This is a genomic window from Catellatospora sp. NPDC049609 (assembly GCF_040675365.1).
Classification (GTDB): Bacteria; Actinomycetota; Actinomycetes; order Mycobacteriales; family Micromonosporaceae; genus Catellatospora.
The window spans coordinates 86,443-110,613 of the sequence record NZ_JBFAOU010000008.1; the positions used below are offsets into that span (position 1 = coordinate 86,443).

The following is a 24,171-nucleotide window of genomic DNA, read 5'->3' on the forward strand; positions in this document are numbered from 1 at the left end:
TGGTGCTACTCGTCGTCGAAGGTACGGCCGTGCGGCGTCTCGTCGCCGTCGGGCTTGACGGCCTCCCACAGCTGCCGCCGGTACGGCTTGCCGTCGAGATGCGCGAACAGGTATCCGCGCAGCTCGTGCCGCCCGGCGACCATCGCGTAGTCCTTGCGCGACCAGCCCTCGGGCAGCCCGGCCAGGATCTGGTCGTGCGCCGCCGCGACCCGCTTCTCCAGCTCCGCCAGGGCGGTGGTGAGCCGGGTCGCCAGGTCGGTGACCCACGGGTGGAACTCGTCGGGCAGCGGCTCGGCGATCTCGGCGACCGTCGCGCCCTCGCCCAGCGCCGCCCACACGGCCCGCGCGGACAGCCCGGTGACGATGCGGTGCAGGTGGACGTACTCGGCGTACTTGAGCTTCACCCGGCTGTCGCTGCCCAGCGCGTGCACGACCAGGCCCTCCCGGCCCGCCCGCGCCGGCGCGGCCAGCGCGTCGCGGAATGTCGGGTAGGCGAACGTCTCCACCACCGGGCCCGGCCAGTCCGGCACCGCGCTCGGCGGGTGCGACCGGCCGGTGGCGATCTCGACGGCACCCAGCAGCATCAGGTCGTTCATGCCGCGGTAGTCGACCACGATCCGGTTGCCCGGGTAGATGATCTCCACGAGCACGGTGAGCCCGGCCGGGGGCGTCCAGCCCGCGTACCGCTCGCGCAGCAGCGCCGTCGCGTGACGCGCCTGGTCGGAGGCGAACGAGCCGCGGGTGGCCACCGCGGGGCCGTCCGGGGTCGGGTACACGATGCCCAGCGAGCCGTCGGCCTTGTCCGTCACCACCACCGGCTCGTCGAGGCCGATCTCCGCCGCGCCCGGCTGCCCGTGGTTGAAGAACTTGACCAGCGGACGCGCCAGCACCGTGCCGGACGCATCAGTGATGAGCCCACGGCACGCGAGTGTCACCACGTCCCACGTGTTCGCGTAGGTGCACTTCTCGGTGTAGTTCCAGATGGTCAGCGGCAGTGAAGGGTGGACCTGCGCCCGGACCAGCCCATCGGCCACGGCACGGTCCAGCGCCCCGGGCGGGAACATGGCGGCGAGGGTCGTTGTTGCGATGGGGGACATGGCCGGTGACGCTACGAGACTTCCTCGCGAAGCGCAGCCGAGTTAGGCGCTGCGAGGCGCGATCGGGGTGGATGGCATACTGGTCAGTCGGCCACCGGGACTGGTTCACGCCCGAGCTGTCCGGACGGGCGTCCGGCAGTGATGACAGCGACCCAGCGCCCACCACGAAACGAAAGGACCGCGGCTATGAAGTCCGGTATCCACCCGCAGTACGACGTGACCACCGTCACCTGCTCCTGCGGCAACACCTTCACCACCCGCAGCACCGCCAAGGGCGGTCAGATCCACGCCGAGACCTGCAGCGCGTGCCACCCGTTCTACACGGGCAAGCAGCGTGTGCTGGACACGGCCGGCCGGGTGGCCAAGTTCCAGGCCAAGTACGCCAAGGTCCAGAAGAAGGACGCCAAGTAGCAGTCGTGCCCGCGCCCGCTCCGTCATCGACGGGGCGGGCGTTGTGCTGTTGCAGGTCGTACCGCTGTCGAGTGAGGATTCGGACATGAGCAACGAGCGACTCACCGCCCTGCTGGCCGAGTACGCGGAACTCGAGGCGCGGCTGGCCGACCCGGCGATCCACGCCGACCAGGCGGAGGCCCGCAGGGTGGGGCGGCGCTTCGCCGCGCTCACCCCGATCCACAAGACCGCCGCCGAGCTGGACTCCGCCCGCGCGGACCTGGAGGCGGCGCGCGAGCTGGCCGCGATCGACCCGGACTTCGCCACCGAGGCGGTCAGCCTGGAGCAGCGGCTGCCCGACCTGGAGGAGAAGCTCGCCGAGCTGCTCGCGCCGCGCGACCCCAACGACGCCAAGGACGTGATCCTCGAGATCAAGTCCGGCGAGGGCGGCGAGGAGTCGGCGCTGTTCGCGGGCGACCTGCTGCGGATGTACCTGCGCTACGCCGAGCGGCGCGGCTGGGTCACCGAGGTGCTCGACTCGCAGGAGTCGGACCTGGGCGGGGTCAAGGACGTCTCGGTCGCCATCAAGACCCGCGGCGTGCCCGACGGCGGCAACGGCGTCTGGTCGCGGCTGAAGTGGGAGGGCGGCGTGCACCGGGTGCAGCGCGTGCCTGCCACCGAGTCGCAGGGCCGCATCCACACCTCCGCCGCGGGCGTGCTGGTCATGCCCGAGGCCGAGGAGACCGAGATCGAGATCGACCAGAGCGACCTGCGCATCGACGTCTACCGCTCGCAGGGCGCGGGCGGCCAGTCCGTCAACACCACCGACTCGGCTGTGCGCATCACGCACATCCCCACCGGCACCGTCGTGACCTGCCAGAACGAGCGCTCCCAGCTGCAGAACAAGGACAAGGCGATGCGCATGCTGCGCGCCAAGCTGGCCCAGCTCGCCGAGGAGCAGGCCATGGCCGCCGCCGCCGACGCCCGCAAGGCCCAGATCCGCACGGTCGACCGCAGCGAGCGCATCCGCACCTACAACTACCCCCAGAACCGCATCACCGACCACCGCATCGGCTACACGGCGTACAACCTCGACCTCGCCGTCGCGGGCGACATGGACGGGGTGCTCGAAGCCCTCACCGCCGCCGACCGCGCCGCCCGCCTGGCCGGTGACACGGAGCTCAGCCGTCAGTAGGACCGGCCGCGGCCGATCCGGCAGCGCTGATGTCTGGTGATCGACTCAGCGTTGCCGCGGCGGAGATCGTCTCCTGTCATGTACGCATGACCCACGCTCTGCGCCCGTCCCGCCCGCTCGCGGTGCTCGCCCTGCTCGGCTCGCTCGCCCTGGCGGCGTGCGGGCCGGCCGGCGGCGGTCCGGCGGCGAACCCGCCCGCCGCGTCCGCCACCGAGGCGGGCACCCCGGCGGCCTCCCCGTCCGCCGTCCTGCCCGATCTGTGTGCGCTGCTGTCCGCCGGTGCGGTCGCCGACGCGGCGGGGGTGGACATCCCGTTCCACCGGGCCGAACCCGGACCGGGCATCATCAGCTGCGCCTACCACCTCGGCGGCAACGACGCCACGCCCGCGATCCATGTGCAGTACCAGACCGGTGCGGCCGGCAACCTGGACTTCACCAACAGCGGCGAGCAGACGCGGATCGCGGGCCTGCGTGCCAAGTGGTACGAGCGCGGCGCGAAGCTCATGGTCGCCGTCGACCAGGATCTGCTGATCGTCAACCTCGGCGTCTCCGACAAGAACCTGCGCGGCGGCGACCTGCGCGCCCTGGCCGTGGACCTCGCCGAGCGCGCCCTCACCGCGGTGCGCTGAGCCGCCCGCCGCCGCCCGCCTGCCTCGTCGATCTTGCGCGAACTGTTGGGGATCTGCCCGGTTGGGGTGTGTCGCACCCACAGTTCGCGCAAGATCGACGCGATCTTCAGTGGCCGGCGGAGTCGTAGCGGCGTAGACCGGCGCGGAAGACGGTGCGGGCGAGCCAGACGGAGTAGACCGCGACGAGCGGGGTGAGCAGGCCGAGCCAGGAGGCCTCCTTGTCGAGGACCCAGGACGCGGGGAAGAAGCTGATGAAGGCGTACGGGACCAGCACCGTGAACGCCGCGCGCACGGCGACGCCGTAGATGGTGATCGGGTACTTGGCCATGTCGCCGGTGCGGATCAGGGTCATCGCGAAGAACGGGTGCGGGCCGCTGATCCAGAACGAGGCCGCGTTGCCGATCACGATCAGCGAGAGCAGGATCGCGGCCGAGCTGAGCAGCAGCACCAGGCCGCCCGCGACCTTGGCGGGGGTCCACTCGATGCCGGCGTTGGCCAGGCCCCAGCCGATCATCGCGCCGCCGGCGATGATGTCGCCCAGGCCGTGCATGCCGATGCCGCCGCTGATGACCTGGACCGGCACGTTGACCGGGCGCACCAGGGGGTAGTCCAGCTCGCCATGGTTGATCTTCCCGGCCAGCCGCCAGGTGCCCTCGAAGAACAGCGGGCCGAGGCCGTTGACGAAGCCGTACGTCCCGGCCAGCAGCACCGCCTCCGGGTAGGACCAGCCGTTGAGCGCGGGCACGTGCGCGAACACGGCGCTCAGGAAGATCAGGTTGAGCACCTGGAACAGCACCCCGGCCACGACCATGATCCAGAAGTCGGCCTCGTACTCCAGCACCGCGCGCAGGTGCGCGCCCAGGCTGCGCCGGTAGATCCGCAATACCCGGCGCACGTCAGCCTCCGTGGACGGTCAGGGCGCGCAGCGCGCGCCGCCAGATGAGCCGGGCGCCCCACCACAGCGCCAGCACCCAGGCCGCCTGCACGGCCAGCAGCCGCAGCGCCGCCCAGCCGGTGGCCTGCTCCAGGAAGATCGCGGCGGGGGTGGCGGTGATGCTGGCGAACGGCAGCACCGCGGCCGGCCCGGCCAGCCACGCGGGCAGCAGCGCCAGCGGGATCAGCGCGCCGGAGAACAGGGTCACGATCGCGTCCTTGGCCCAGGACAGGCCCATGAAGTTCTGCGTCCAGAAGCAGGCCATCGTGGTGATGTACGCGATGGCGAACTTCAGCGGCGCCACCAGCAGGAAGCTCACCACGAACAGCAGCGCCTGGCCCGGTCCGGGCACGGCCAGCCCGCCGGTGAGCGAGATCACCGCGAGGGTGGCCACCCCGATCGCCGTGAACTCCGTGACCAGCCCGCCCATGTGCTCGCTGAACCGGGCCCACTGGTAGTCCAGCGGCTTGGTCAGGTCGGTGGCGACGTGCCCGTCGAGGATGCGGTTGGCCATCCACCAGTCGCCGTACGCCGAGCCCAGCGCGCCGGTCGCCCAGCCCACCAGCAGGTACGCCTTCATCTGGTCCCAGTCGTAGCCGCCGATCGCGCCGTCGGACAGCAGCGCGTGCCACACCGCGAGCGAGCCCGCGAGGAACGTCGCCCCGCCGAGCCACAGGATCACCGAGCTCATCCGGTACGCCAGGATCCGGCGCGTCGACATCCGCAGCAGCCCGAGATACGGCTTCATCGCAGCAGCTCCCCGGCGTACACCTTGCGCACCACGTCCTCGATCGCCGGCTCGTCCAGGTGCAGCTCGCCGACCTCGACCACGTCCAGCACCGCGGCGATGACCTGCCCGGCGGTGTGCGTGAACCGGTCGAACGTGATGGTCACCTCGCTCGCGCCGTCCCCGGCGGTGACCTCGACCTCGGGCAGCCGCTCGGCGAGCTTCTCCAGTGGGACCGCCTCGGCCAGTTGCAGGTGCATCCGGCGCACCCGGGCGAAGCGGTCCTTCATCTCGGCCAGCGGGCCGTCGAAGATCTTGCGGCCCTCGTCGATGATGACGATCCGCTCGCAGACGTCCTCGATGTCGCCGAGGTCGTGCGTGGTCAGCATGAGCGTGGTGCCGTCGGCGCGCATCTCGCGCAGGAACTCGCGCACCCGGTCCTTGACCGCGATGTCGAGGCCGATGGTCGGCTCGTCCAGGTAGACGATCTTCGGCTGGTGCAGCAGGGCCGCCGCCATGTCGGCCCGCATGCGCTGGCCCAGCGACAGCTTGCGGGCGACCACCGGCAGCAGGTCGGACAGGTCCAGCACGGCGTCCAGGCGTTCCAGGCGCTGCTGGTAGAACGCGGGGCTGAGGTCGTACATGTCGCGCAGCAGGGCCAGCGACTCGCGCACCGGCAGATCCCACCACAGCTGCGTACGCTGGCCGAACAGCACGCCGATGTTGCGCGCGTTGGCGACCCGGTCGGCGTGCGGGTTGAGCCCGGCCACCCGGACCGTGCCCGCCGTCGGCACCAGGATGCCGGTGAGCAACTTGATCGTCGTCGACTTGCCGGCGCCGTTGGGTCCCACGTAGGCGACCGACTCGCCGGCCTCGATGGACAGGTCGATGCCGTCGACCGCCCGGAAGTCCTTGAATCTTCGCTGGTACAGATGTTTCAGGGCGCCCCGTAGACCCGGATCCTTCTGCGGCCGACGGAAGATCTTCGTCAGCCCTCGGGCCTCCACCAATGACATGCCGCCGACCCAACCAGCGCCCCCGCCGGGGGTCAACCGGATTCCCGGCCGCCCGCCGCCGCCGCGAAGATCGCCCGGGACGCGCGGCGTGGCGCGGACCGGGGGCCGTGGCCGGCCGGCAGGCGGTTACGGTGGGCGGATGCCTCTGCTCTCCGCCCAGCTCCGGCAGGCCGCCGCCGACCTCGCCGCCGCCGGGCTGGACGCGCCGCGCGTGGAGGCGGAGCTGCTCGCGGCACACGTGCTCGGCACGGCCCGCGGCCGCCTGCTGCTGATCGACACGGTCACCGACGCGCAGGCCGGGCAGCTCGCCGACCTGGTGCGGCGGCGCGGCGAGCGGATCCCGTTGCAGCACCTGACCGGCACCGCGCCGTTCCTCGACCGCGAGCTGCTGGTCGGCCCCGGCGTGTTCATCCCGCGCCCGGAGACCGAGCTGCTGGCCCGGTGGGGGATCGAGGCGCTGCGCGGCACGGCCGACCCGGTGGTGCTCGACCTGTGCAGCGGCTCCGGCGCGCTGGCGATCGCGATAGCCGACGCCCGCCCCGACGCGCGCGTGCACGCCGTCGAGCGCAGCGAGGACGCCCTGCCCTGGCTGCGCCGCAACATCACCGGCACGCGGGTGTCGGTGCTGCCCGGCGACGTCCGGTCCGTCGCCCTGCCCGCCCCCGTCGACCTGGTCCTGAGCAACCCGCCCTATGTCCCGCTCGCAGCGGCCGTGTCGCCCGAGGTTGCGCACGATCCCGCCGAAGCCGTCTTCGCCGGTGACGAGGGTCTCGACCTCATCCCCGACCTCATCCGGCGCGCCGCCGAGGTGCTGCGTGACGGCGGCCGCCTCGGCGTCGAGCACGACGACACGCATACCGAAGCCATGTCCGCCCTGCTGGCCGACGGCTGGACCGACGTCGCCACCCACCGCGACCTGGCGGGCCGCCCCCGCTTCACCACCGCCGTGTGGCACGGAAGGGCGCCTTCGTAACCCCCTCGACGCGCTCGCGTCCCAGGGAGGGAGCCGTGCGTGCCGAATGCGAACAGCGCATGACAGACTGGCTCACCGTGAGGCTCTACGACTGCCGCAACGTGGTCGAACGCGACCGGGGAATCCAGGCCGCGATCGACGCCGTTTCCAGCGGTGACCTGGTGGTCCTGCCGACCGACACGGTGTACGGCATCGGTGCCGACGCCTTCAAGCCGTGGGCGGTGACGAACCTGCTCAGCGCGAAGGGCCGGGGTCGGCACATGCCGCCGCCGGTGCTCGTCGGCTCCCGGCACACCCTCGACGGGCTCGTCATGCGGCTGCCGTCGGTGGCCCGCGACCTGGTCGAGGCCTTCTGGCCGGGCGCGCTGACCATCGTCGTCGAGCAGGCGCCGAGCCTGCAGTGGGACCTGGGCGAGACGGGCGGCACGGTCGCCGTACGCATGCCGCTGCACCCGGTCGCGCTGGAGGTGCTGCGCAAGACCGGCCCGATGGCGGTCTCCTCGGCCAACCTCACCGGCCAGCCCGCGGCGCTCACCGCCGAGCAGGCCCGCGACCAGCTCAGCTACAAGGTCAGCGTGTACCTGGAGGCGGGGGAGTGCCCCAGCCCGGTGCCGTCGACGATCGTGGACGTGACCGGCGAGCGCCCGCGCGTGCTGCGGGCCGGTGCGATCAGCCTCGACCAGCTGCGCGAGGTCGCCCCCGACACCACGGCTCCGGAGGAGGCGTGATGGCCCCGTTCACGGTCCTGCACGTGTGCATGGGCAACATCTGCCGCTCGCCGATGGCCGAGCGCCTGCTCGCCCTGGCCGTCACCGAGCAGGCCGGCCCGGCCGGTGCCGACCTGGTGCTGTCGCACTCGGCGGGCACCGGCGGCTGGCACGAGGGCGAGGAGATGAACCCGCCCGCGGCCCGCCAGGTGCGCTCGCGCGGCGGCTCGCCGGACGAGTTCGCCGCCCGCAAGCTGCGCGCCGAGCACATCGAGGCGGCCGACCTGATCCTCACCGCCACCGCCGACCAGTACGACTACGTCACCGCGCTGCGCCCCGACGCCGCCGAGCGCACCTTCGTGCTCGGCGAGTTCGGCCGCCTGCTGCCGACGATCGACCTGGCCGCGCTGCCCCCCGCCGACCGCACGCCGGACGCGGTGTACGAGCGCGGCGTCGCCCTGGTCGCCGCCGTCGCCGCCGCCCGCAACGGCGACCCCGCCGAACCCAAGGACGACCTCGACGACCCCTGGGGCCGCGGCGACCAGGTCTTCGCCCGCATCGGCGACGAGATCCAAGCCACCGTGATCCCCCTCACCACAGCCCTCCTCCCACGCTGACCCCCACCCCCACCCCGCGTGGTTGATCATGAACTCGAGGGCGTGTTCGACGGCGTGTCGCTACCCTGGCACCGTGATCATCGAAGAAAGACGGCGTGATGCTTGCTAAGCGGCTGACGTTCGTGCCGTTCATGCTGGGGGTTTCCGCGGTGGTGGCCGTGGTGGCGCCGCTGGTGGCGTACTTCACGGTCAGCCCGGCCGCGGCGCTGGGCGTGCTGGCCGGCGTGGGCCTGGTGGTGGTGAGCTACCTGCTGTCCAGCCTGGTCATCGCCTGGGCGGACTCGATCAACCCGAAGATGGTGCTCAGCGTCGGGCTGCTGATGTACGGCGTCAAGTTCACCGTGCTGTTCCTGGTGCTCGCGGTGATCGCGCAGACCGGGTGGGCGGGCCTCAAGCCCATGGCGATCGGCATCGGCATCGCCGCCATCGCCTGGACCGTGGGCCACGCCTGGTGGCTCTGGCACGCCCGCATCCCCTACATCGACGACCCCGAGCAGAAGTAGCCCCCCGCTCCCGACGCACCCGTGATCACGGCCGCAGGGTGGTGACACGCCGCCGAGCACGCCCGTAAGTTCATGATCAACGCCTCCAGGGCGGGGTCAGCCGAACAGGGGTGGGCGGCAGGGGTCTTTGACGGAGCCGGAGATGAGGTTGTCGCCCTCGGTGTCCTTGCGGGAGGTGCGGGACCAGTCGACGACGGTGCGGAAGGTGCCGGTGCGGCACTTGAGGGTCACGTTCTTGGACTGGTACTTGAGCTCGGCGGCGTAGGTCTGCCTGCCCTTGAGGGTGTGTGTGACGGTGGCCACGCTGCGCCACTTCTCGCCGTCCTGGCGCTCCAGCCGGATCTTGAGGGTGAGCTTCTCGGCGCCGGGGGTCGAGCATCGATAGCGGACGCGGCCGGCAAAGTTGACCCGCTTGTCGTCGGCCTTCGGTCCATCGACGATGACCGTGCAGTGCACTGGCTTGGACGATTCCCCGTCGTCGTTGCCGCGCGGCTCACAACCAGCGCTCATCGCTGTGAGCAGCACGAAAATTACCGGTATCGTGGCCTTGCGCATGGTCGCACCGCCGTGGGGGAGAACGAAGGGTGACTGCTCCATCACAGCGGTTCGGCGCGGTTAAATCAACATCGATCTCACCCTTACGGAAGAAGACGCACCGCCGACCAGGTGATGAACATCGCTCGCGTACGGGGGGTGCGTCGCCCGCTGCAAGGGGTGGCTGATATTGTTCGCCGCGTCATGGCCGATGACCAGCCTCCTAAGCGCCCTCAACAGCAGGGCGCCGATGCGGGTTGGGCGGCTCTCGGTTATCTCCTCAGCGGCATGATCGTCTGGGGAGGGGCCGGGTGGCTCATCGATAAGTGGCTGGGACTTCCGAACGTCGGGCTGTTGATCGGGTTGATCGGCGGCGGGGCCGCCGGGGTCTATCTGATCATTAAGCGACTGGACGGGTGACCGTGCCCCATCGACGGAGGATGACAGGTTGATTACGCAGCCGGGTTTCCTTGCCTCGGAGTTCCCTCCCGGCGTGGAGAGCTTCGACTACAAGAGCCTGATCCCGTCCCTCGACGGCACCACCTGGGGCCCCGCCTTCACCAAGCTGACCCTGCTGGTCTGGCTGGCCGTCGCCATCGTGATCATTTTCTTCCTGGTCACGTACCGCAACCCCACCCTCGTGCCGAACAAGAAGCAGTGGCTGGCCGAGTCGGTGTACGGCGTGGTCCGTAACAACATCGCCACCGACATCATCGGGCCGCAGGGCGTGCGCTTCGCCCCCTACCTGGCCACGATCTTCGTCTTCGTCTTCGTGACGAACCTGTGGAGCATCGTGCCGTTCGCGCAGATCTCCCCGAACTCGCACCTGGCGTTCCCCGCGGTGCTCGCGGTGCTGACCTGGCTGCTCTACATCGGCCTCGGCGTGAAGAAGCACGGCTTCCTGGGCTACCTCAAGCACTCCACCGTGCAGCCGGGCGTGCCGTGGTGGGTGCACCCGATCCTGGTGCCGATCGAGTTCATCTCGAACCTGATCCTGCGCCCGATCACGCTGTCGGTCCGTCTCTTCGCGAACATGTTCGCGGGCCACATGATCCTGCTGGTGTTCACCCTCGGCGGCGTGGCCCTGTGGAACTCGGGCCCGCTGCTGCTCAAGCCCGCCGCGCTGGGCAGCTGGGCGTTCGCCATCGTGATGACCCTGTTCGAGCTGTTCATCCTGAGCCTGCAGGCCTACGTCTTCACGCTGCTGTCGGCGACCTACTTCCAGAGCTCGATCTCCGAAGAGCACTGAGACAGCACCGGTTGACCCGCGCCGCCCGGCGCGACACCTCTCGACTCACCGATCAACAACTGAAGATCGCTCGTACCTGTAACCAAAAACGTGCGCGTGACTGGCACGCGTCGAACTCAGGAGGAATCCAACATGACCGGCAGCCTTAACGTCATCGGCTACGGCATCGCCGCCCTCGGCCCGGGTATCGGCGTGGGTCTGGTCTTCGCCGCCTACATCCAGGCGACCGCCCGCCAGCCCGAGAGCGCCGGCCTGACCCGGACCTACATGTTCATGGGCTTCGCCGTCGTCGAGGCGCTCGCTCTGCTGGGCCTGGTGCTCGCCTTCGCCCTGCAGCCCGCGGGTGCCTGAGGCCGCTTCCAACCGCTGGCTGATCCGGTGACCGGTCCCACAGGGCCGGTCACCGCCGAAGGGGAGTGACCAATGAACATCGCACAGGAGGGGCACGCCTACAACGTGCTCGGTGTGCCGCTGGCTGAGGTGATCGTCGGCCTCATCGCCTTCGGTGTCCTGCTGTTCGTGCTGACGAAGTTCGTGTTCCCGCGTATGGAGAGCATGTTCCAGCAGCGCGTCGAGGCCATCGAGGGTGGTCTCGTGAAGGCGGAGAAGGCCCAGGCCGAGGCCGCCGCTCTGCTGTCGCAGTACAAGGCGCAGCTGGCCGAGGCCCGGACGGAGGCCGCGCGCATCCGTGACGAGGCCCGCGCCGACGCCGAGGGCATCCGTGCCGACGTGCTGGCCAAGGCCCGCGAGGAGTCCGACCGCATCATCGCGGCCGGTCGCGAGCAGCTGGCCGGCGAGCGGGCGAGCATCGTCCGCGAGCTGCGCGGCGAGATGGGCGCGCTGGCGGTCAGCCTGGCCGGCAAGATCGTCGGCGAGTCGCTGGAGGACGAGGCCCGTCGCCGTGGCACCGTCGAGCGGGCGCTGGCCGAGCTCGAGACCGCCGGAGCACGTTGATGCAGGCGGCAAGCCGAGAGTCGTACACCGCGGCCCGGGCGGCGCTGGAGGCTTCCGCCCGGACCGCGGGTGCCGCCGCCACGGCGGTCACCGCGGAGGAGCTGCTGGCCTTCGCGGAGCTGCTGGGCCGCGAGCCGCGGCTGCGCCGCGCGCTGTCGGACCCGTCCCGTCCCGGTGAGCAGCGGGCCGGGCTCGTCGGCACGCTGCTGGCCGGCAAGATCAGCGAGGGTACGCTCGAGCTGGTCAAGGTGCTGGCTTCGGGCCGCTGGTCGGCCGCGTCGGAGCTGCTGGACGCCGCCGAGCGGCTGGGCGCCGACGCGCTGCTGGCCTCGGCCGAGCAGGCCGGCGACCTCACCGAGGTCGAGGACGAGCTGTTCCGCTTCGGGCAGATCGTCGCCGGCGACCCGGCCCTGACCAACACCATCGGCGACTTCACCGTCCCCGTGGCGAAGCGGGCCGAGCTGGTGCGCGGTCTGCTGCAGGGCAAGGCCAAGCCGGTGACCGTGAGCCTGGCCGAGCTGGCCGTGCGCGGCTTCGGCGGCCGGTCCTTCGGCAACGGCCTCACCCGACTGGTGGAGCTGGCCGCCGAGCGCCGCGAGGCGCAGGTCGCGTACGTCACGGTCGCGCAGTCGCTGACCGAGGCGGAGGAGGCGCGCCTGGCGTCGTCGCTGTCCGCCGTATACGGCCGTCAGGTCTCGGTGAAGGTAACCGTCGACCCCGCGGTGCTGGGTGGGCTGAGCGTGAAGGTCGGCAGCGACCTCTACGACGGCACCATCGCACGGCGGCTGGCCGCAGTCCGCAACGCGCTCGCCGGCAAGTGAGCGCCTGATCCACACCGAACCTGACTTGACAGTCACGACACCGATAGGAAGCTGAGGATGGCCGAGCTGACCATCTCGTCCGAGGAGATCCGTGGAGCGCTTGAGCGTTTCGTCTCCTCGTACGCGCCCGAGATCTCCCGCGAGGAGGTCGGCATCGTCACCGAGGCCGGTGACGGTATTGCCAAGGTCGAGGGTCTCCCCTCCACCATGGCCAACGAGCTGCTGGAGTTCGCCGACGGCACCCTGGGTGTCGCGCTGAACCTCGACGTCCGCGAGATCGGTGTCGTCGTCCTGGGTGCCTTCGAGGGCATCGAGGAGGGGCAGCCGGTCAAGCGCACCGGCCGCGTGCTCTCCGTGCCGGTGGGCGACAAGTTCCTGGGCCGCGTGGTGAACCCGCTGGGTGCGCCGATCGACGGTCTGGGTGAGATCGACAACGAGGGCTTCCGCGAGCTGGAGCTGCAGGCTCCGAACGTGATGGTCCGCAAGTCGGTGCACGAGTCGCTCGAGACCGGCATCAAGGCCATCGACGCGATGACCCCGATCGGCCGCGGCCAGCGCCAGCTGATCATCGGCGACCGCAAGACCGGCAAGACGTCGGTGGCGCTGGACGCGATCATCAACCAGCGTGACAACTGGAAGTCCGGCGACCCGAAGAAGCAGGTCCGCTGCATCTACGTCGCCATCGGCCAGAAGGCGTCCACCATCGCGTCCGTCAAGGGCACGCTGGAGGCGGCGGGCGCGATGGAGTACACCACCATCGTCGCGTCGCCCGCGTCGGACCCGGCCGGCTTCAAGTACCTGGCGCCGTACGCCGGTTCGGCCATCGGCCAGCACTGGATGTACGCCGGCAAGCACGTTCTGATCGTCTTCGACGACCTGAGCAAGCAGGCCGAGGCGTACCGTGCCGTGTCGCTGCTGCTGCGCCGCCCGCCGGGCCGTGAGGCGTACCCGGGTGACGTCTTCTACCTGCACTCCCGCCTGCTGGAGCGCTGCGCGAAGCTGTCGGACGAGCTGGGCGCGGGCTCGATGACCGGTCTGCCGATCATCGAGACGAAGGCCGGCGACATCTCGGCGTTCATCCCGACCAACGTCATCTCCATCACCGACGGGCAGATCTTCCTCGAGGAGAACCTGTTCAACTCGGGCGTGCGTCCGGCGATCAACGTCGGCACCTCGGTCTCCCGGGTCGGTGGCTCGGCGCAGGGCAAGCCGATGCGCAAGGTCGCCGGCCGCCTGCGGCTGGACCTGGCCCAGTTCCGTGAGCTGGAGGCGTTCGCCGCCTTCGCCTCGGACCTGGACCGCGCCTCGCGCGCCCAGCTGGAGAAGGGCTCCCGCCTGGTCGAGCTGCTCAAGCAGCAGAACTACTCGCCGTACCCGGTCGAGGAGCAGGTCGTCTCCGTCTGGGCCGGCACCGAGGGCAAGCTCGACGACATCCCGGTCAAGGACATCCGCCGGTTCGAGGGCGAGTTCCTGCAGCACCTGCGGGCCTCGCACAGCGACGTGCTGAAGACCATCGCGGGCGGCACCTGGGGCGACGACGTCGTGGCGCGTCTCGACTCGGTGATCGCGGAGTTCAAGAAGGGCTTCCTGCCCGCCGAGGACAACGTGGTGATCAACGAGGCCGAGCCGACCGCGCTTGAGGGCGATGAGGTCACCGAGACCGTCACCCGCATCGTGGACGAGAAGAAGTAGTCATGGCCGGTTCGGTACGAGTTCTCCGTCGGCGGATCAAGGCGACCCGCTCGACGAAGAAGATCACCAAGGCCATGGAGCTGGTCGCGACCAGCCGTATCGCCAAGGCTCAGGCTCGCGTCGACGCGTCGCTGCCGTACGCCAACGCGATCACCGGCGTGCTCACCGCGCTGGCGTCGAACACCAACGCCCAGCACCCGCTGCTGGTGCCGCGGGACCCGGAGCACCGGGCCGGCGTGCTGCTCATCACGAGCGACCGCGGCCTGTGCGGCGGTTACAACGCCAACGCGATCCGGCTCGCCGAGCAGCTGATCGCGCGGCTGAAGGCCCAGGGCAAGCAGGTCGCGCTGTACGTGATCGGCCGCAAGGGGGTCAGCTACTACACCTTCCGCGGGCGCGAGCTCGCCGGGAGCTGGAGCGGCTTCTCCGAGCAGCCGCGCTTCGAGGACGCGCGCCGGGTCGGCGAGACGCTGATCCAGGCGTTCGTGCACGGGGCGGACGACAGCGTGGACCACGCGGGCGTCGACGGCGTGCTGGGCGTGGACGAGCTGCACATCGTCTACACCGAGTTCAAGTCGCTCATGACCCAGAACGCCTCCACGAAGATCTTCGCGCCGATGCAGGTCGAAGAGCGTGCGGGCAACAAGGGCGAGCTGCTGCCGGCGTACGACTTCGAGCCCAACGCCGAGGAGCTGCTGGACGCGCTGCTGCCGAAGTACATCAACACGCGGATCTACGCGGCGTTGCTGGACTCGGCGGCCAGCGAGTCGGCCTCCCGTCGGCGGGCGATGAAGAGCGCGACCGACAATGCGGAAACCATGATCAAGTCGCTGACGCGGGAGATGAACTCTGCCCGCCAGGCCGCGATCACCCAGGAAATCAGTGAGATCGTCGGCGGCGTGGACGCGCTGGCGGCGGCGGGGAGTGAATGATGACCACTGCTACTGACACCAAGGCGGGCGTCGGTCGAGTCGTCCGGGTCATCGGCCCGGTCGTCGACGTCGAGTTCCCGCGCGACGCGATGCCCGCTCTGTTCAACGCGCTCAAGGTCGACGTGACCCTGAGCGAGGGCGAGCGGACCCTGACCCTCGAGGTCGCCAACCACCTCGGCGACAACGTGGTCCGGGCCATCTCGATGCAGCCCACCGACGGCATGGTCCGTGGTGCCGAGGTCCGTGACACCGGCGACCCGATCAGCGTCCCGGTCGGCAACGAGACCAAGGGCAAGGTGTTCAACGTCCTCGGTGACTGCCTCAACCTGGAGCCGGGGCAGAAGCTCGAGGTCAGCGAGCGCTGGCCGATCCACCGCAAGCCTCCGGCGTTCGCCGAGCTGGAGCCGAAGACCGAGATGCTGGAGACCGGCGTCAAGGTGATCGACCTGCTGGCCCCGTACGTCAAGGGTGGCAAGATCGGTCTGTTCGGCGGCGCGGGCGTGGGCAAGACGGTGCTCATCCAGGAGATGATCATCCGCGTTGCCCGTAACTTCGGTGGTACGTCCGTCTTCGCGGGCGTCGGTGAGCGCACCCGTGAGGGCAACGACCTCATCAACGAGATGGCCGAGGCCAACGTGCTCGGCGACACCGCGCTGGTCTTCGGCCAGATGGACGAGCCCCCGGGCACCCGTCTGCGGGTCGCGCTGTCCGCGCTGACCATGGCCGAGTACTTCCGCGACGTGCAGAAGCAGGAGGTGCTGCTCTTCATCGACAACATCTTCCGCTTCACGCAGGCCGGTTCCGAGGTGTCCACCCTGCTCGGCCGTATGCCGAGCGCCGTGGGTTACCAGCCGACCCTCGCCGACGAGATGGGTGAGCTCCAGGAGCGCATCACCTCGGTGCGTGGCCAGGCCATCACCTCGCTGCAGGCCATCTACGTGCCCGCGGACGACTACACCGACCCGGCGCCGGCGACCACCTTCGCCCACCTGGACGCGACCACGAACCTCGAGCGCAAGGTGTCCGACAAGGGCATCTACCCCGCCGTGGACCCGCTGGCCTCGTCCTCGCGAATCCTGGCGCCGGAGTACGTCGGTGCGGAGCACTACGCCGTCGCCTCCGAGGTGAAGCGGATCCTGCAGAAGTACAACGACCTGCAGGACATCATCGCCATCCTCGGTATGGACGAGCTCTCCGAGGAAGACAAGATCACCGTGGCGCGGGCCCGCCGGATCGAGCGGTTCCTGTCGCAGAACACCTACGCGGCCAAGCAGTTCACCGGTGTCGAGGGTTCGACCGTGCCGGTGAAGGAGACCGTGGAGGCGTTCAAGAAGATCTCCCAGGGCGAGTACGACCACGTCCCGGAGCAGGCCTTCTTCATGTGCGGTGGCCTCGACGACCTCGAGAAGAACTACCGCGAGCTGACCAAGTAGGTCAGGTTCGGCATCACCGCGGCCCCTTCCGCCCCGGCGGGAGGGGCCGCTGCCGTGTCCCCCGGGTGGCGATGCCAGGAGCTAATGCCGCATCTGCCTCGTTGTGCACTTCATGGTGGCGAAACGGTGGCGGACGGCGGCGCGCTGGGCGCGGTGGAGCGTGCTGACGGGCACGGCGCTGATGCTGCTGAGCGGCGCCTCGCTGGTCACGGTGGACCGGGTGCTGGCCCGCTACGAGAGCGCCATCCACAAGGAGGACCTGTTCGGCGACGGGTCCGGTGGGGCGCTCCCGCCGCGGCCGGAGGACATCAAGGGGCCGCTGAACGTGCTGCTGGCCGGCATCGACCCGCGGCGCGGCGACCCGTTCTGGATCCCGCGCGCGGACTCGGTGCTGGTCATGCACATCCCCGCGGGCCTGGACCGCGGCTACCTGTTCTCGCTGCCCCGTGACCTGCTGGTGGCGATCCCCCCGTTCCCGAAGGCGGGCTACGCCGGCAACCCGCAGGACAAGCTCGCGCACGCGATGTACTTCGGCTCGATGGTGCCGGGCGACCGCCGGGCCAACCACGCCCAGGGCTTCGAGCTGCTGGCCGCGACGGTGAGCCAGTACACCGGCATCGCCCGGTTCGACGCCGGGGCGATCATCGACTTCAGCGGCTTCAAGGACGTCATCGACGCGCTGGGCGGCATCGACATGGAGGTCGACGAGCGGGTCGCCTCGATCCACCTGGAGCCGGACGGCGACCCCCGCGACCGCGTCGGCGACTCGTACGTCGGCGAGCAGATGGTGTACGAGCCCGGCCTGCGCCACTTCAAGGGCTGGCAGGCGCTGGACTACGCCCGCCAGCGCTACGTGAGCGGCGGGGACTACGCCCGCCAGCGCCACCAGCAGCAGTTGGTCCGGGCGATGATCTCCAGGGCGTTCAGCGGTGACGTGCTGCGCGACCCGCTGCGGATGGACCAGGTGCTGCGGGCGGCGGGTGAGTCGCTGACCTTCAGCGGGCGCGGGCACACGGTGATCGACTGGGCGTTCGCGCTGCAGGACATCCGGCCCAGCCGCGTCGCCATGGTCAAGCTGACCGGCGGCGGGGTGGGCCACTACGTCGTCGACAAGGGCAAGGACGACGACGGTGACGACGGCGGCGGCGGGGACGACGGCGACGACGGTGGTGACGACGACGGCGACGACGACAAGAAGAGCGACAAGAAGAAGAAGTCCAAGCCCAAGATGAAGTACCAGTACCTCGGTGAGCAGCTCGACCTGGACGCCAAGCAGTTCCTGGGCGCGGTGGCCGCGGGCTCGGTCGAGAACTACCTCGCCTTCCATCCCCAGTTGATCAACAACTAAAGTGGCCCGCAGATCACACTGACCCGGTCCTGGTGGGTGCCGCCGATCACCGGCGGTTAGACTCGCTGCACAAATCTTCCGCATCCGAGGAGACATCGTGGCCAAGCTGCTCCAGGTCGAGCTCGTCGCCGTCGAGGAGAAGGTCTGGTCCGGGCAGGCCGAGATGGTCATCGCCCGCACCACCGAGGGCGAGCTGGGCGTGCTGCCCAGCCACGCGCCGCTGCTCGGCCAGCTCGCGAACCCGGGTGGCGTACGGATCATCCTCCCGGGCGGCGAGGAGGTCGCCTACGAGGTGTCCGGTGGCTTCCTCTCCGTCACGACCGAGGGCGTGACGGTGCTGGCGGAGACCGCCAGCCCGGTCGCTCCGGCCGCCCGCCACTGAGCGACCAGCGCCAGCCACGACGATGAGGCCGCTGCTCGAAGCAATCGCCATCGGCCTCGTCGTCCTGCTCGCCCTGCTGGCGGGCCTGTTCGTGCGCCGCGAGCTGTTCGCGCGCGGGCACGGCACCGTGGAGCTCTACCTCCGGCTGCGCCAGACGGCCGGCGGCCGTGGCTGGGCGCCCGGCTTCGCCCAGTTCCGCGGCGACGAGCTGCGGTGGTACCGGATGTTCAGCCTCTCGCCGCGCCCGCGCCGCAAGCTCGACCGCCGCGACCTGCGCGTGGTCAGCAGGCGAGCGCCCACCACGGACGAGGCGGTGCTGGTGCCCGCCGAGTGGGTCGTGCTGCACTGCGCCGACTCCCGCGCCGAGGTCGAGATCGCGATGCCGCTGCACACCGTCACCGGCTTCCTGTCCTGGCTCGAAGCCGCGGCCCCGTACTCCACCTGAGCCTTGATCGTCCGTTTTGCCTGGCAGGTGGGCGGAAGCCGCGCCGTCATACGCCCACCTGCCAGGCAAGTCGGGTGAGCTAGGGAGCGGTGCGGCGGTAGCGGCGGCGGGCGAGGGGGATCGTCACCAGGAGCACGGCCAGGGGCCAGAGCAGGGCCAGGGGGTACGCCGGCAGCACGGTGCCCGCGGTCGGGTCGCCCCAGAGCGTGCGCAGCGCCGTGACCACGGCGGTCACCGGGTTGGCCTCCGCGAGCGGGCGCAGCCACGGCGGCATCGTGCCGGTCGGGGCGAGCGCGCCGGACACGAAGGTCAGCGGCACCAGGCACGCGTACACCGTCCGGCGGGCCGCGCCCGGCGAGCGCGCGTACAGGCCGGTCAGCAGCGCCGCCCAGGTCACGGCGTACCCGAACAGCAGGAGCAGGCCGAAGCCGGCGGCGGCCGCGGCCGCACCGGTGTGCACCCGCCAGCCGGCGACCACGCCCGCGGCGGCGGCCACCGCGACCGTCACCGCGATCCGGACCAGGTCGGCCGCGGTGGCGCCGAACAGCACCGCGGCGGAGGTGACGGGCAGCCCGCGGAACCGGTCGACCATGCCGCGCCGCACGTCGCCCGCCACGCTCGCCGCGCCCAGCCCGGCGACCAGCGCCACTGCCTGCACCAGCACGCCCGGCACCAGGAACGTGGGATAGCCGCCGCCCGGCACGGTGACCGACCCGCCCAGCACGTACCCGAACACCAGGAGCAGCAGCAGCGGCAGCAGCGCCGCCAGGACCAGCGTGCGCGGCGCCCGCCGGGCCCGCAGCAGGCTGCGCCGGGCCAGCTCGCCCGCGTCCCGCAGGCCGGTCACGGCGCCCGCGGTCACGGCCGCTCCCCGCCCACGCCGCGCCCGCTCATCGGTGCGCCTCCTCCTCGGCCAGGGTGGGGGTGACCGACTGGCCGGTGAGCTTGCGGAACACGTCGTCGAGGCTGGCGCGGTGGATGCCGATGTCGACCGGTTCGATGCCGGCCGCGTCGAGCCTGCGCACCAGCTCCACCAGGGCCTGCGCGCCGGACGTCACGGGGGCCTGGACCAGGTGCTGCTCCAGCTCGACCACCGCCTGGCCGCCGCAGACCCGGTTCAGGATGTCCTCGGCGACCTGGGTCTCGGCCCGGTTGCCCAGCACCACCTGCAGGCGCTCGCCGCCGATGTGCCGGGTGAGCTGCTCGGGCGTGCCCCGGGCCAGGGTGTGGCCGCGGTCGAGCACGACGATCTCGTCGGCGAGCTCGTCGGCCTCGTCCAGGTGCCGGGTGGCCAGCAGCAGGGTCGCGCCGTCGCGGACCCGCTCGCCGATCACGTCCCAGATGCCCAGCCGGCTGCGCTGGTCGAGGCCCGCCGTGGGCTCGTCCAGGAACACCACCGACGGCGTGGCCACCAGCGCCCCGGCCAGGTCGAGCCGGCGGCGCATCCCGGCCGGGTACGTGCGTGCCGGGCGGTGCGCCGCCTCGCTGAGATGGAAGCGTTCGAGCAGCTCCTCGGCGCGCGACCGGGCCCGGCGGCGGCCGAGCCGGTGCAGCCGGCCCAGCAGCTCCAGGTTCTCGAACCCGGTGAGGAACCCGTCGACGGCCGGCTGCCGGCTGCTCAGCCCGATCTCCCGGCGCACCAGCGCGGGCTGCTTCAGCACGTCCAGCCCGTGGATGAGGCAGCTGCCCGCGTCGGGCCGCAGCAGGGTGGCCAGGATGCGCACCGCGGTGGTCTTGCCCGCCCGGTCGGGGCCGAGCAGGCCCAGCGCGCCGCCCTCCGGCACGCTCAGCGACAGGCCGGCCAGCGCGGTCACCGAGCCGAACCGCTTGACCAGCCCTTCCGCGACGATCGCAGCGGCCATGGACACACGGTAGGCGCGCGTGCGCCCACGCGCGCCGGATCCGCCGGATCCGCCGATTCCGCGCCGGCCCGGCCGTCGCCGCCGGCGTCGACATCGCCGACGGCGGCGCGGCGGGCCGCCCGGCTCAGCGGTTGGCCCCGGGCACCCACTTCACGTCGGCGGCGCCATCCGAATTAGCGACTCTGGCGAGGATAAACAGCAGATCGGAGAGCCGGTTGAGGTACTGTGCGCTCAGCGGGCCGGTGCGTGCCGCATCCTCGGCCAGCAGCGCGAACACCGATCGCTCCGCCCGCCGGGCGACGGTACGGGCTACGTGCAGCAGCGCCGCGCCCGGACTCCCTCCCGGCAGGATAAAAGAATCCAGTTTGGCCAGACGCGCGTTGAACTCATCGCACCAGCCCTCCAGGCGGGTGACGTAGTCCTCGGTGACACGCAGCGGTGGGTACTTCGGGTCGGGGGTGATCGGGTTGCACAGGTCGGCGCCGACGTCGAACAGATCGTTCTGGATCAGCGTGAGCACGGCGCGCACGTCGCCGGCCAGGTCGCCCAGGGCGAGCGCCACACCCAGCGCGGCGTTGCACTCGTCCACATCGGCGTACGCGGTGATGCGCGGATCGGTCTTGGCCACCCGCTCGCCGTTGCCGAGCGCGGTGGTGCCGGCGTCGCCGGTCCTGGTGTAGATGCGGGTGAGGTGAACAGCCATGTCGACGAGCCTAATGGTGGCCGGCGGTGGGGATGGCGCAGGCGTGGTGCTGTCCGGCGTCCGGGCGGCAGGTCCGCCTTCTACGATGGCCGACGTGGATGTGATCCGGGTCAAGGGCGGCGTACGGCTGGCCGGCGAGGTCGGCGTGGTCGGCGCGAAGAACAGCGCGCTCAAGCTCATGGCGGCAGCGTTGCTGGCCGAGGGCGAGAGCGTGATCACCAACGTGCCGCGTATCACCGACATCGCGCTGATGGGGGAGGTGCTGCGGCGTCTGGGCGCCGATGTCGCGTTCGAGGCGGATGAGGTGCGCATCAACGTGCCCGCCGCGCTGCACCCCGAGGCCGACTACGAGCTGGTGCGCCGCCTGCGGGCGTCGATCTGCGTGCTCGGGCCCCTGCTGGCGCGGTGTGGCCGGGTGCGGGTGGCCCATCCCGGCGGCGACGCGATCGGCTCGCGCGGCCTGGACATGCACGTCTCGGGCCTGGCCAAGATGGGCGCCGACATCACCGGCGAGCACGGCTTCGTGGTCGCCGAGGCCCCGTCGGGCCTGCACGGCGCGAAGATCAGCCTGGACTTCCCCAGCGTCGGCGCCACCGAGAACCTGCTCATGGCGGCGGTGCTGGCCCGCGGCACCACGGTCATCGACAACGTGGCCCGCGAGCCCGAGATCGTCGACATCTGCCAGATGCTGACCGCGATGGGCGCCCGCATCTCCGGGGCCGGCACCTCCGAGCTGACCGTGCAGGGCGTCGAGGCGCTCCGGCCGGTCCGGCACGCCACCATCGGCGACCGCATCGTGGCCGGCACCTGGGCCTTCGGGTCCGCGATGACCCGCGGCGACGTCACCGTGCGCGGCATCGACCCGCGCTGCCTGGAGATAGCCCTGGACAAGATCCAGCAGGCGGGCGGCTCGGTCGACTACGGCCCGGACTGGTTCCGCGTCCGCATGGCCGACCGGCCGAACGCGGTCGACGTACGCACGCTGCCCTTCCCGGGCTTCGCCACCGACCTGCTGCCCATGGCGATCGGCATGGCCTCGGTCGCCGAGGGCGTGTCGCTGATCACCGAGAACATCTTCGACGGGCGGTTCATGTTCGCCGAGGAGCTCAAGCGGCTGGGGGCGGACATCCGCATCGAGGGGCACCACGCCATGGTGCGCGGCCGGGACAGCCTGTCCTGCGCCGAGGTCAGCGCCAGCGACATCCGGGCCGGGGCCGGCCTGGTCATCGCGGGCCTGTGCGGCGACGGGGTGACCACCGTGCGCGCCGTGCACCACATCGACCGCGGCTACCCGGACTTCGTCGCCGACCTGCGCTCGCTGGGCGTGGAGGTCGAGCGCGCCGAGGCCCCCGCCGACCCGGAGTACGGCTTCTGAGCCGCCGGACCCACCCGTACCGATGACGATCGCGGCTCCGCCCTGAGGGCGGAGCCGCGAGCTTTCAGCCGGGTGCCGGCGGCGTTGACGGCATCCGGGGCCTAGCGGGTCTCCCCGACGACCCTGCGGGCGCGGTTCACCTCGTCGGTGAAGACCAGGACGCGGATGCGCCCGTCGGGCGCGGTGGCGAGCGTGGCACGGATGCCGGCGCTGTGCAGGTGCTCGCGGATCAGCGCGGCGTCGGCGAGCGTACGGACCACGGCGGCGCTGGCCAGCAGGCCGTAGTCGTCAGGGGTCGGCGCGATCGGGGCCGGTGTCTCCACGTCGCGCTGCAGGCCGCGGTGCAGCACCACGACGAGGACCGCAATGGTGAGCATCGCGACCATCGGGCCGGCGAGATAGGCACTAGCAGGCATGACCTAAGTCTGCACCCGCGAGCCGCCGCCGCGAGGCCGTTCGCGGGGCCCTGAGCGATCGTTTAGGCTCGACTGCGGCCCGCCGCGTCACCGCGCGCCGGCCACGTGAGCCGTGGGAGCGGCCGCTCGGCGTACGGCCGGACGCAGCGAAGGCCGGGACGGCCGGAGCGGGCCGCGCGGAGCGGCGCATCACCGGACATATGACACCGTAGTGCTGGTCAAGCGGGAGGCAGGGCAATGGCAGGGAAGCTCGCGGTCATCGGAGCGGGACTCATGGGCGCCGGCATCGCCCAGGTGGCGGCGCAGGCCGGCTGGCAGGTGACGCTGCGCGACCTCGACGACGCGGCCACCACGCGCGGCCTGGACGGCATCCGCACCTCGCTGGGCCGGTTCGCCGTCAAGGGCACCATCAGCGAGCAGGACGCGCAGGACGCCCTGGGCCGGATCACCACCACCACCGACCTGGAGGCCGCCGCCGAGGCCGACATCGTGATCGAGGCGGTCTTCGAGAAGCTCGAGATCAAGCAGGAGGTGTTCCGGGCGCTGGACCGCATCTGCAAGCCGGACGCGGTGCTCGGCACCAACACTTCGGCCATCCCGATCACCCAGATCGCCGCCGCCACGCAGCGGCCGGAGATGGTCGTGGGCACCCACTTCTTCTCGCCGGTGCCGATGATGAAGCTGTGTGAGCTGGTCCGCGGCCACCGCACCAGCGACGAGACGCTGGCCACCGCGCGGTCGTTCGCCGAGGGCATCGGCAAGACCTGCATCGTGGTCAACCGCGACATCGCGGGGTTCGTGACCACCCGCCTGATCGCGGCGCTGGTCGTCGAGGCGGTCAAGCTCGTCGAGTCCGGCGTGGTCAGCCCGGAGGACCTGGACACGGCGTGCAAGCTGGGCTTCGGGCACGCGATGGGCCCGCTGGCCACGACCGACCTGACCGGGGTGGACATCCTGGCGCACGCCGCGCGCAACATCTACACCGACACCGCCGACCCGAAGTTCTTCCCGCCGGAGCTGCTCCAGCGCATGGTCACCGCGGGTGAGCTGGGCCGCAAGAGCGGCAAGGGCTTCTACACGTACTGAGCCGCGACCCGGGGCGCAGCGTGCGGCGGCCCGTTTTGGCATTGACGTTGGCCTATCTGGATGACTCCGATCATGATTTTGTCATCCAGATAGGTCCAAGCCGTGCTCGGCGAGGACGGGCAGCCGCAGGCCTTCGACTCGGGACGGCCGC

At 71.0% G+C, this 24,171-nt stretch carries 29 protein-coding genes; 20 read left to right on the forward strand and 9 right to left on the reverse strand.

The window, feature by feature from the left end; genetic code table 11:
* Nucleotides 1-5: 5 nt before the first annotated feature.
* A complete protein-coding gene (locus AB0J67_RS04035) occupies nucleotides 6-1,097 on the reverse strand; it encodes an RNA ligase (RefSeq protein ID WP_363476000.1) in 1,092 nt (363 codons plus the stop codon).
* A 186-nt stretch (nucleotides 1,098-1,283) separates the two neighbouring features.
* On the opposite strand from AB0J67_RS04035, the gene rpmE reads away from it, so the two are divergent.
* The 3 genes from rpmE (at nucleotide 1,284) to AB0J67_RS04050 (ending at nucleotide 3,311) form a co-directional block, all read left to right on the forward strand.
* On the forward strand, nucleotides 1,284-1,508 hold the full coding sequence (rpmE, locus tag AB0J67_RS04040; protein WP_203742699.1) for a 50S ribosomal protein L31: 225 nt from the start codon (nucleotides 1,284-1,286) through the stop codon (nucleotides 1,506-1,508).
* Nucleotides 1,509-1,593: 85 nt separating this feature from the next.
* Entirely contained in the window at nucleotides 1,594-2,682 is a 1,089-nt protein-coding gene (prfA, locus tag AB0J67_RS04045) for a peptide chain release factor 1 (protein WP_363476003.1), read from the forward strand.
* Nucleotides 2,683-2,768: 86 nt separating this feature from the next.
* Complete coding sequence (locus AB0J67_RS04050; RefSeq protein WP_363476005.1) at nucleotides 2,769-3,311, forward strand: DUF3558 family protein; 543 nt, start codon at nucleotides 2,769-2,771, stop codon at nucleotides 3,309-3,311.
* Nucleotides 3,312-3,417: 106 nt separating this feature from the next.
* Here AB0J67_RS04050 and AB0J67_RS04055 read toward each other — a convergent pair whose 3' ends face one another.
* From AB0J67_RS04055 to AB0J67_RS04065, 3 genes are read right to left on the reverse strand one after another with little or no spacing between them, the layout of a single operon-like run.
* Nucleotides 3,418-4,206 carry an ABC-2 family transporter protein gene (locus AB0J67_RS04055; RefSeq protein ID WP_363476007.1) on the reverse strand — a complete coding sequence of 263 codons (789 nt, stop codon included), beginning with the start codon at nucleotides 4,204-4,206 and terminating at the stop codon, nucleotides 3,418-3,420.
* A 1-nt stretch (nucleotide 4,207) separates the two neighbouring features.
* Nucleotides 4,208-4,993 (reverse strand): ABC-2 family transporter protein, encoded by a 786-nt coding sequence (locus AB0J67_RS04060; protein WP_363476008.1) that lies wholly within the window; start codon nucleotides 4,991-4,993, stop codon nucleotides 4,208-4,210.
* Complete coding sequence (locus tag AB0J67_RS04065) at nucleotides 4,990-5,988, reverse strand: ATP-binding cassette domain-containing protein (RefSeq protein ID WP_363476010.1); 999 nt, start codon at nucleotides 5,986-5,988, stop codon at nucleotides 4,990-4,992. Before AB0J67_RS04065 ends, AB0J67_RS04060 begins: the two co-directional genes overlap by 4 nt.
* Before the next feature lie 139 nt (nucleotides 5,989-6,127).
* On the opposite strand from AB0J67_RS04065, the gene prmC reads away from it, so the two are divergent.
* The 4 genes from prmC to AB0J67_RS04085 all read left to right on the forward strand — a co-directional run bounded on the left by prmC (nucleotide 6,128) and on the right by AB0J67_RS04085 (nucleotide 8,788).
* Complete coding sequence (gene prmC, locus AB0J67_RS04070; RefSeq protein WP_363476012.1) at nucleotides 6,128-6,961, forward strand: peptide chain release factor N(5)-glutamine methyltransferase; 834 nt, start codon at nucleotides 6,128-6,130, stop codon at nucleotides 6,959-6,961.
* 59 nt (nucleotides 6,962-7,020) lie between these two features.
* On the forward strand, nucleotides 7,021-7,689 hold the full coding sequence (locus tag AB0J67_RS04075; RefSeq protein ID WP_363476014.1) for an L-threonylcarbamoyladenylate synthase: 669 nt from the start codon (nucleotides 7,021-7,023) through the stop codon (nucleotides 7,687-7,689).
* Nucleotides 7,689-8,285 carry a phosphotyrosine protein phosphatase gene (locus AB0J67_RS04080; protein WP_363476016.1) on the forward strand — a complete coding sequence of 199 codons (597 nt, stop codon included), beginning with the start codon at nucleotides 7,689-7,691 and terminating at the stop codon, nucleotides 8,283-8,285. Before AB0J67_RS04075 ends, AB0J67_RS04080 begins: the two co-directional genes overlap by 1 nt.
* A 95-nt stretch (nucleotides 8,286-8,380) precedes the next feature.
* The gene (locus AB0J67_RS04085) at nucleotides 8,381-8,788 is read left to right on the forward strand and encodes a hypothetical protein (protein WP_363476018.1); all 408 of its coding nucleotides are present in this window, start codon (nucleotides 8,381-8,383) and stop codon (nucleotides 8,786-8,788) included.
* 96 nt (nucleotides 8,789-8,884) lie between these two features.
* Here the strand turns inward: AB0J67_RS04085 and AB0J67_RS04090 are convergent, their stop codons facing one another.
* Nucleotides 8,885-9,343, reverse strand: a complete 459-nt coding sequence (locus AB0J67_RS04090) for a hypothetical protein (RefSeq protein ID WP_363476020.1) — start codon at nucleotides 9,341-9,343, stop codon at nucleotides 8,885-8,887.
* A 183-nt stretch (nucleotides 9,344-9,526) separates the two neighbouring features.
* Here AB0J67_RS04090 and AB0J67_RS04095 point away from each other — a divergent pair, with 183 nt between their 5' ends.
* The 11 genes from AB0J67_RS04095 to AB0J67_RS04145 all read left to right on the forward strand — a co-directional run bounded on the left by AB0J67_RS04095 (nucleotide 9,527) and on the right by AB0J67_RS04145 (nucleotide 18,578).
* Nucleotides 9,527-9,742: a hypothetical protein gene (locus tag AB0J67_RS04095; protein WP_363476022.1), complete on the forward strand. Its 216-nt coding sequence runs from the start codon at nucleotides 9,527-9,529 to the stop codon at nucleotides 9,740-9,742.
* A 73-nt stretch (nucleotides 9,743-9,815) separates the two neighbouring features.
* Nucleotides 9,816-10,571 (forward strand): F0F1 ATP synthase subunit A, encoded by a 756-nt coding sequence (gene atpB / locus AB0J67_RS04100; RefSeq protein WP_363476024.1) that lies wholly within the window; start codon nucleotides 9,816-9,818, stop codon nucleotides 10,569-10,571.
* Between the two features lie 132 nt (nucleotides 10,572-10,703).
* Entirely contained in the window at nucleotides 10,704-10,922 is a 219-nt protein-coding gene (atpE, locus tag AB0J67_RS04105; protein ID WP_363476026.1) for an ATP synthase F0 subunit C, read from the forward strand.
* A gap of 72 nt (nucleotides 10,923-10,994) precedes the next feature.
* On the forward strand, nucleotides 10,995-11,525 hold the full coding sequence (locus AB0J67_RS04110; protein ID WP_363476028.1) for a F0F1 ATP synthase subunit B: 531 nt from the start codon (nucleotides 10,995-10,997) through the stop codon (nucleotides 11,523-11,525).
* On the forward strand, nucleotides 11,525-12,346 hold the full coding sequence (locus tag AB0J67_RS04115) for a F0F1 ATP synthase subunit delta (RefSeq protein WP_363476030.1): 822 nt from the start codon (nucleotides 11,525-11,527) through the stop codon (nucleotides 12,344-12,346). The genes AB0J67_RS04110 and AB0J67_RS04115 overlap by 1 nt, the downstream gene beginning before the upstream one ends.
* A 57-nt stretch (nucleotides 12,347-12,403) precedes the next feature.
* Nucleotides 12,404-14,038 (forward strand): F0F1 ATP synthase subunit alpha, encoded by a 1,635-nt coding sequence (gene atpA / locus AB0J67_RS04120; RefSeq protein WP_363476032.1) that lies wholly within the window; start codon nucleotides 12,404-12,406, stop codon nucleotides 14,036-14,038.
* 2 nt (nucleotides 14,039-14,040) lie between these two features.
* Nucleotides 14,041-14,970: a F0F1 ATP synthase subunit gamma gene (locus tag AB0J67_RS04125; RefSeq protein WP_363476034.1), complete on the forward strand. Its 930-nt coding sequence runs from the start codon at nucleotides 14,041-14,043 to the stop codon at nucleotides 14,968-14,970.
* Nucleotides 14,967-16,403, forward strand: coding sequence for a F0F1 ATP synthase subunit beta (gene atpD / locus AB0J67_RS04130; protein ID WP_363476036.1), 1,437 nt, complete (start codon nucleotides 14,967-14,969; stop codon nucleotides 16,401-16,403). Before AB0J67_RS04125 ends, atpD begins: the two co-directional genes overlap by 4 nt.
* Before the next feature lie 112 nt (nucleotides 16,404-16,515).
* Nucleotides 16,516-17,751, forward strand: a complete 1,236-nt coding sequence (locus AB0J67_RS04135; RefSeq protein ID WP_363476038.1) for an LCP family protein — start codon at nucleotides 16,516-16,518, stop codon at nucleotides 17,749-17,751.
* A gap of 97 nt (nucleotides 17,752-17,848) precedes the next feature.
* Nucleotides 17,849-18,133, forward strand: a complete 285-nt coding sequence (locus AB0J67_RS04140; protein ID WP_363476040.1) for a F0F1 ATP synthase subunit epsilon — start codon at nucleotides 17,849-17,851, stop codon at nucleotides 18,131-18,133.
* A 22-nt stretch (nucleotides 18,134-18,155) separates the two neighbouring features.
* Nucleotides 18,156-18,578: a DUF2550 domain-containing protein gene (locus AB0J67_RS04145; RefSeq protein ID WP_363476041.1), complete on the forward strand. Its 423-nt coding sequence runs from the start codon at nucleotides 18,156-18,158 to the stop codon at nucleotides 18,576-18,578.
* Between the two features lie 79 nt (nucleotides 18,579-18,657).
* Here the strand turns inward: AB0J67_RS04145 and AB0J67_RS04150 are convergent, their stop codons facing one another.
* The 3 genes from AB0J67_RS04150 to AB0J67_RS04160 form a co-directional block, all read right to left on the reverse strand.
* Nucleotides 18,658-19,440, reverse strand: coding sequence for an ABC transporter permease (locus AB0J67_RS04150; protein WP_363476043.1), 783 nt, complete (start codon nucleotides 19,438-19,440; stop codon nucleotides 18,658-18,660).
* 28 nt (nucleotides 19,441-19,468) lie between these two features.
* Nucleotides 19,469-20,440 carry an ATP-binding cassette domain-containing protein gene (locus tag AB0J67_RS04155; protein ID WP_363476045.1) on the reverse strand — a complete coding sequence of 324 codons (972 nt, stop codon included), beginning with the start codon at nucleotides 20,438-20,440 and terminating at the stop codon, nucleotides 19,469-19,471.
* 124 nt (nucleotides 20,441-20,564) lie between these two features.
* Nucleotides 20,565-21,143: a cob(I)yrinic acid a,c-diamide adenosyltransferase gene (locus AB0J67_RS04160; protein WP_363476047.1), complete on the reverse strand. Its 579-nt coding sequence runs from the start codon at nucleotides 21,141-21,143 to the stop codon at nucleotides 20,565-20,567.
* An 85-nt stretch (nucleotides 21,144-21,228) separates the two neighbouring features.
* Here AB0J67_RS04160 and murA point away from each other — a divergent pair, with 85 nt between their 5' ends.
* Nucleotides 21,229-22,518: a UDP-N-acetylglucosamine 1-carboxyvinyltransferase gene (gene murA / locus AB0J67_RS04165; protein WP_363476049.1), complete on the forward strand. Its 1,290-nt coding sequence runs from the start codon at nucleotides 21,229-21,231 to the stop codon at nucleotides 22,516-22,518.
* Between the two features lie 101 nt (nucleotides 22,519-22,619).
* On the opposite strand, the gene AB0J67_RS04170 is transcribed toward murA, so the two are convergent.
* On the reverse strand, nucleotides 22,620-22,934 hold the full coding sequence (locus tag AB0J67_RS04170; RefSeq protein ID WP_363476051.1) for a hypothetical protein: 315 nt from the start codon (nucleotides 22,932-22,934) through the stop codon (nucleotides 22,620-22,622).
* A gap of 237 nt (nucleotides 22,935-23,171) precedes the next feature.
* On the opposite strand from AB0J67_RS04170, the gene AB0J67_RS04175 reads away from it, so the two are divergent.
* Complete coding sequence (locus AB0J67_RS04175) at nucleotides 23,172-24,020, forward strand: 3-hydroxyacyl-CoA dehydrogenase family protein (protein WP_363476053.1); 849 nt, start codon at nucleotides 23,172-23,174, stop codon at nucleotides 24,018-24,020.
* The last annotated feature ends 151 nt before the right edge of the window (nucleotides 24,021-24,171 follow it).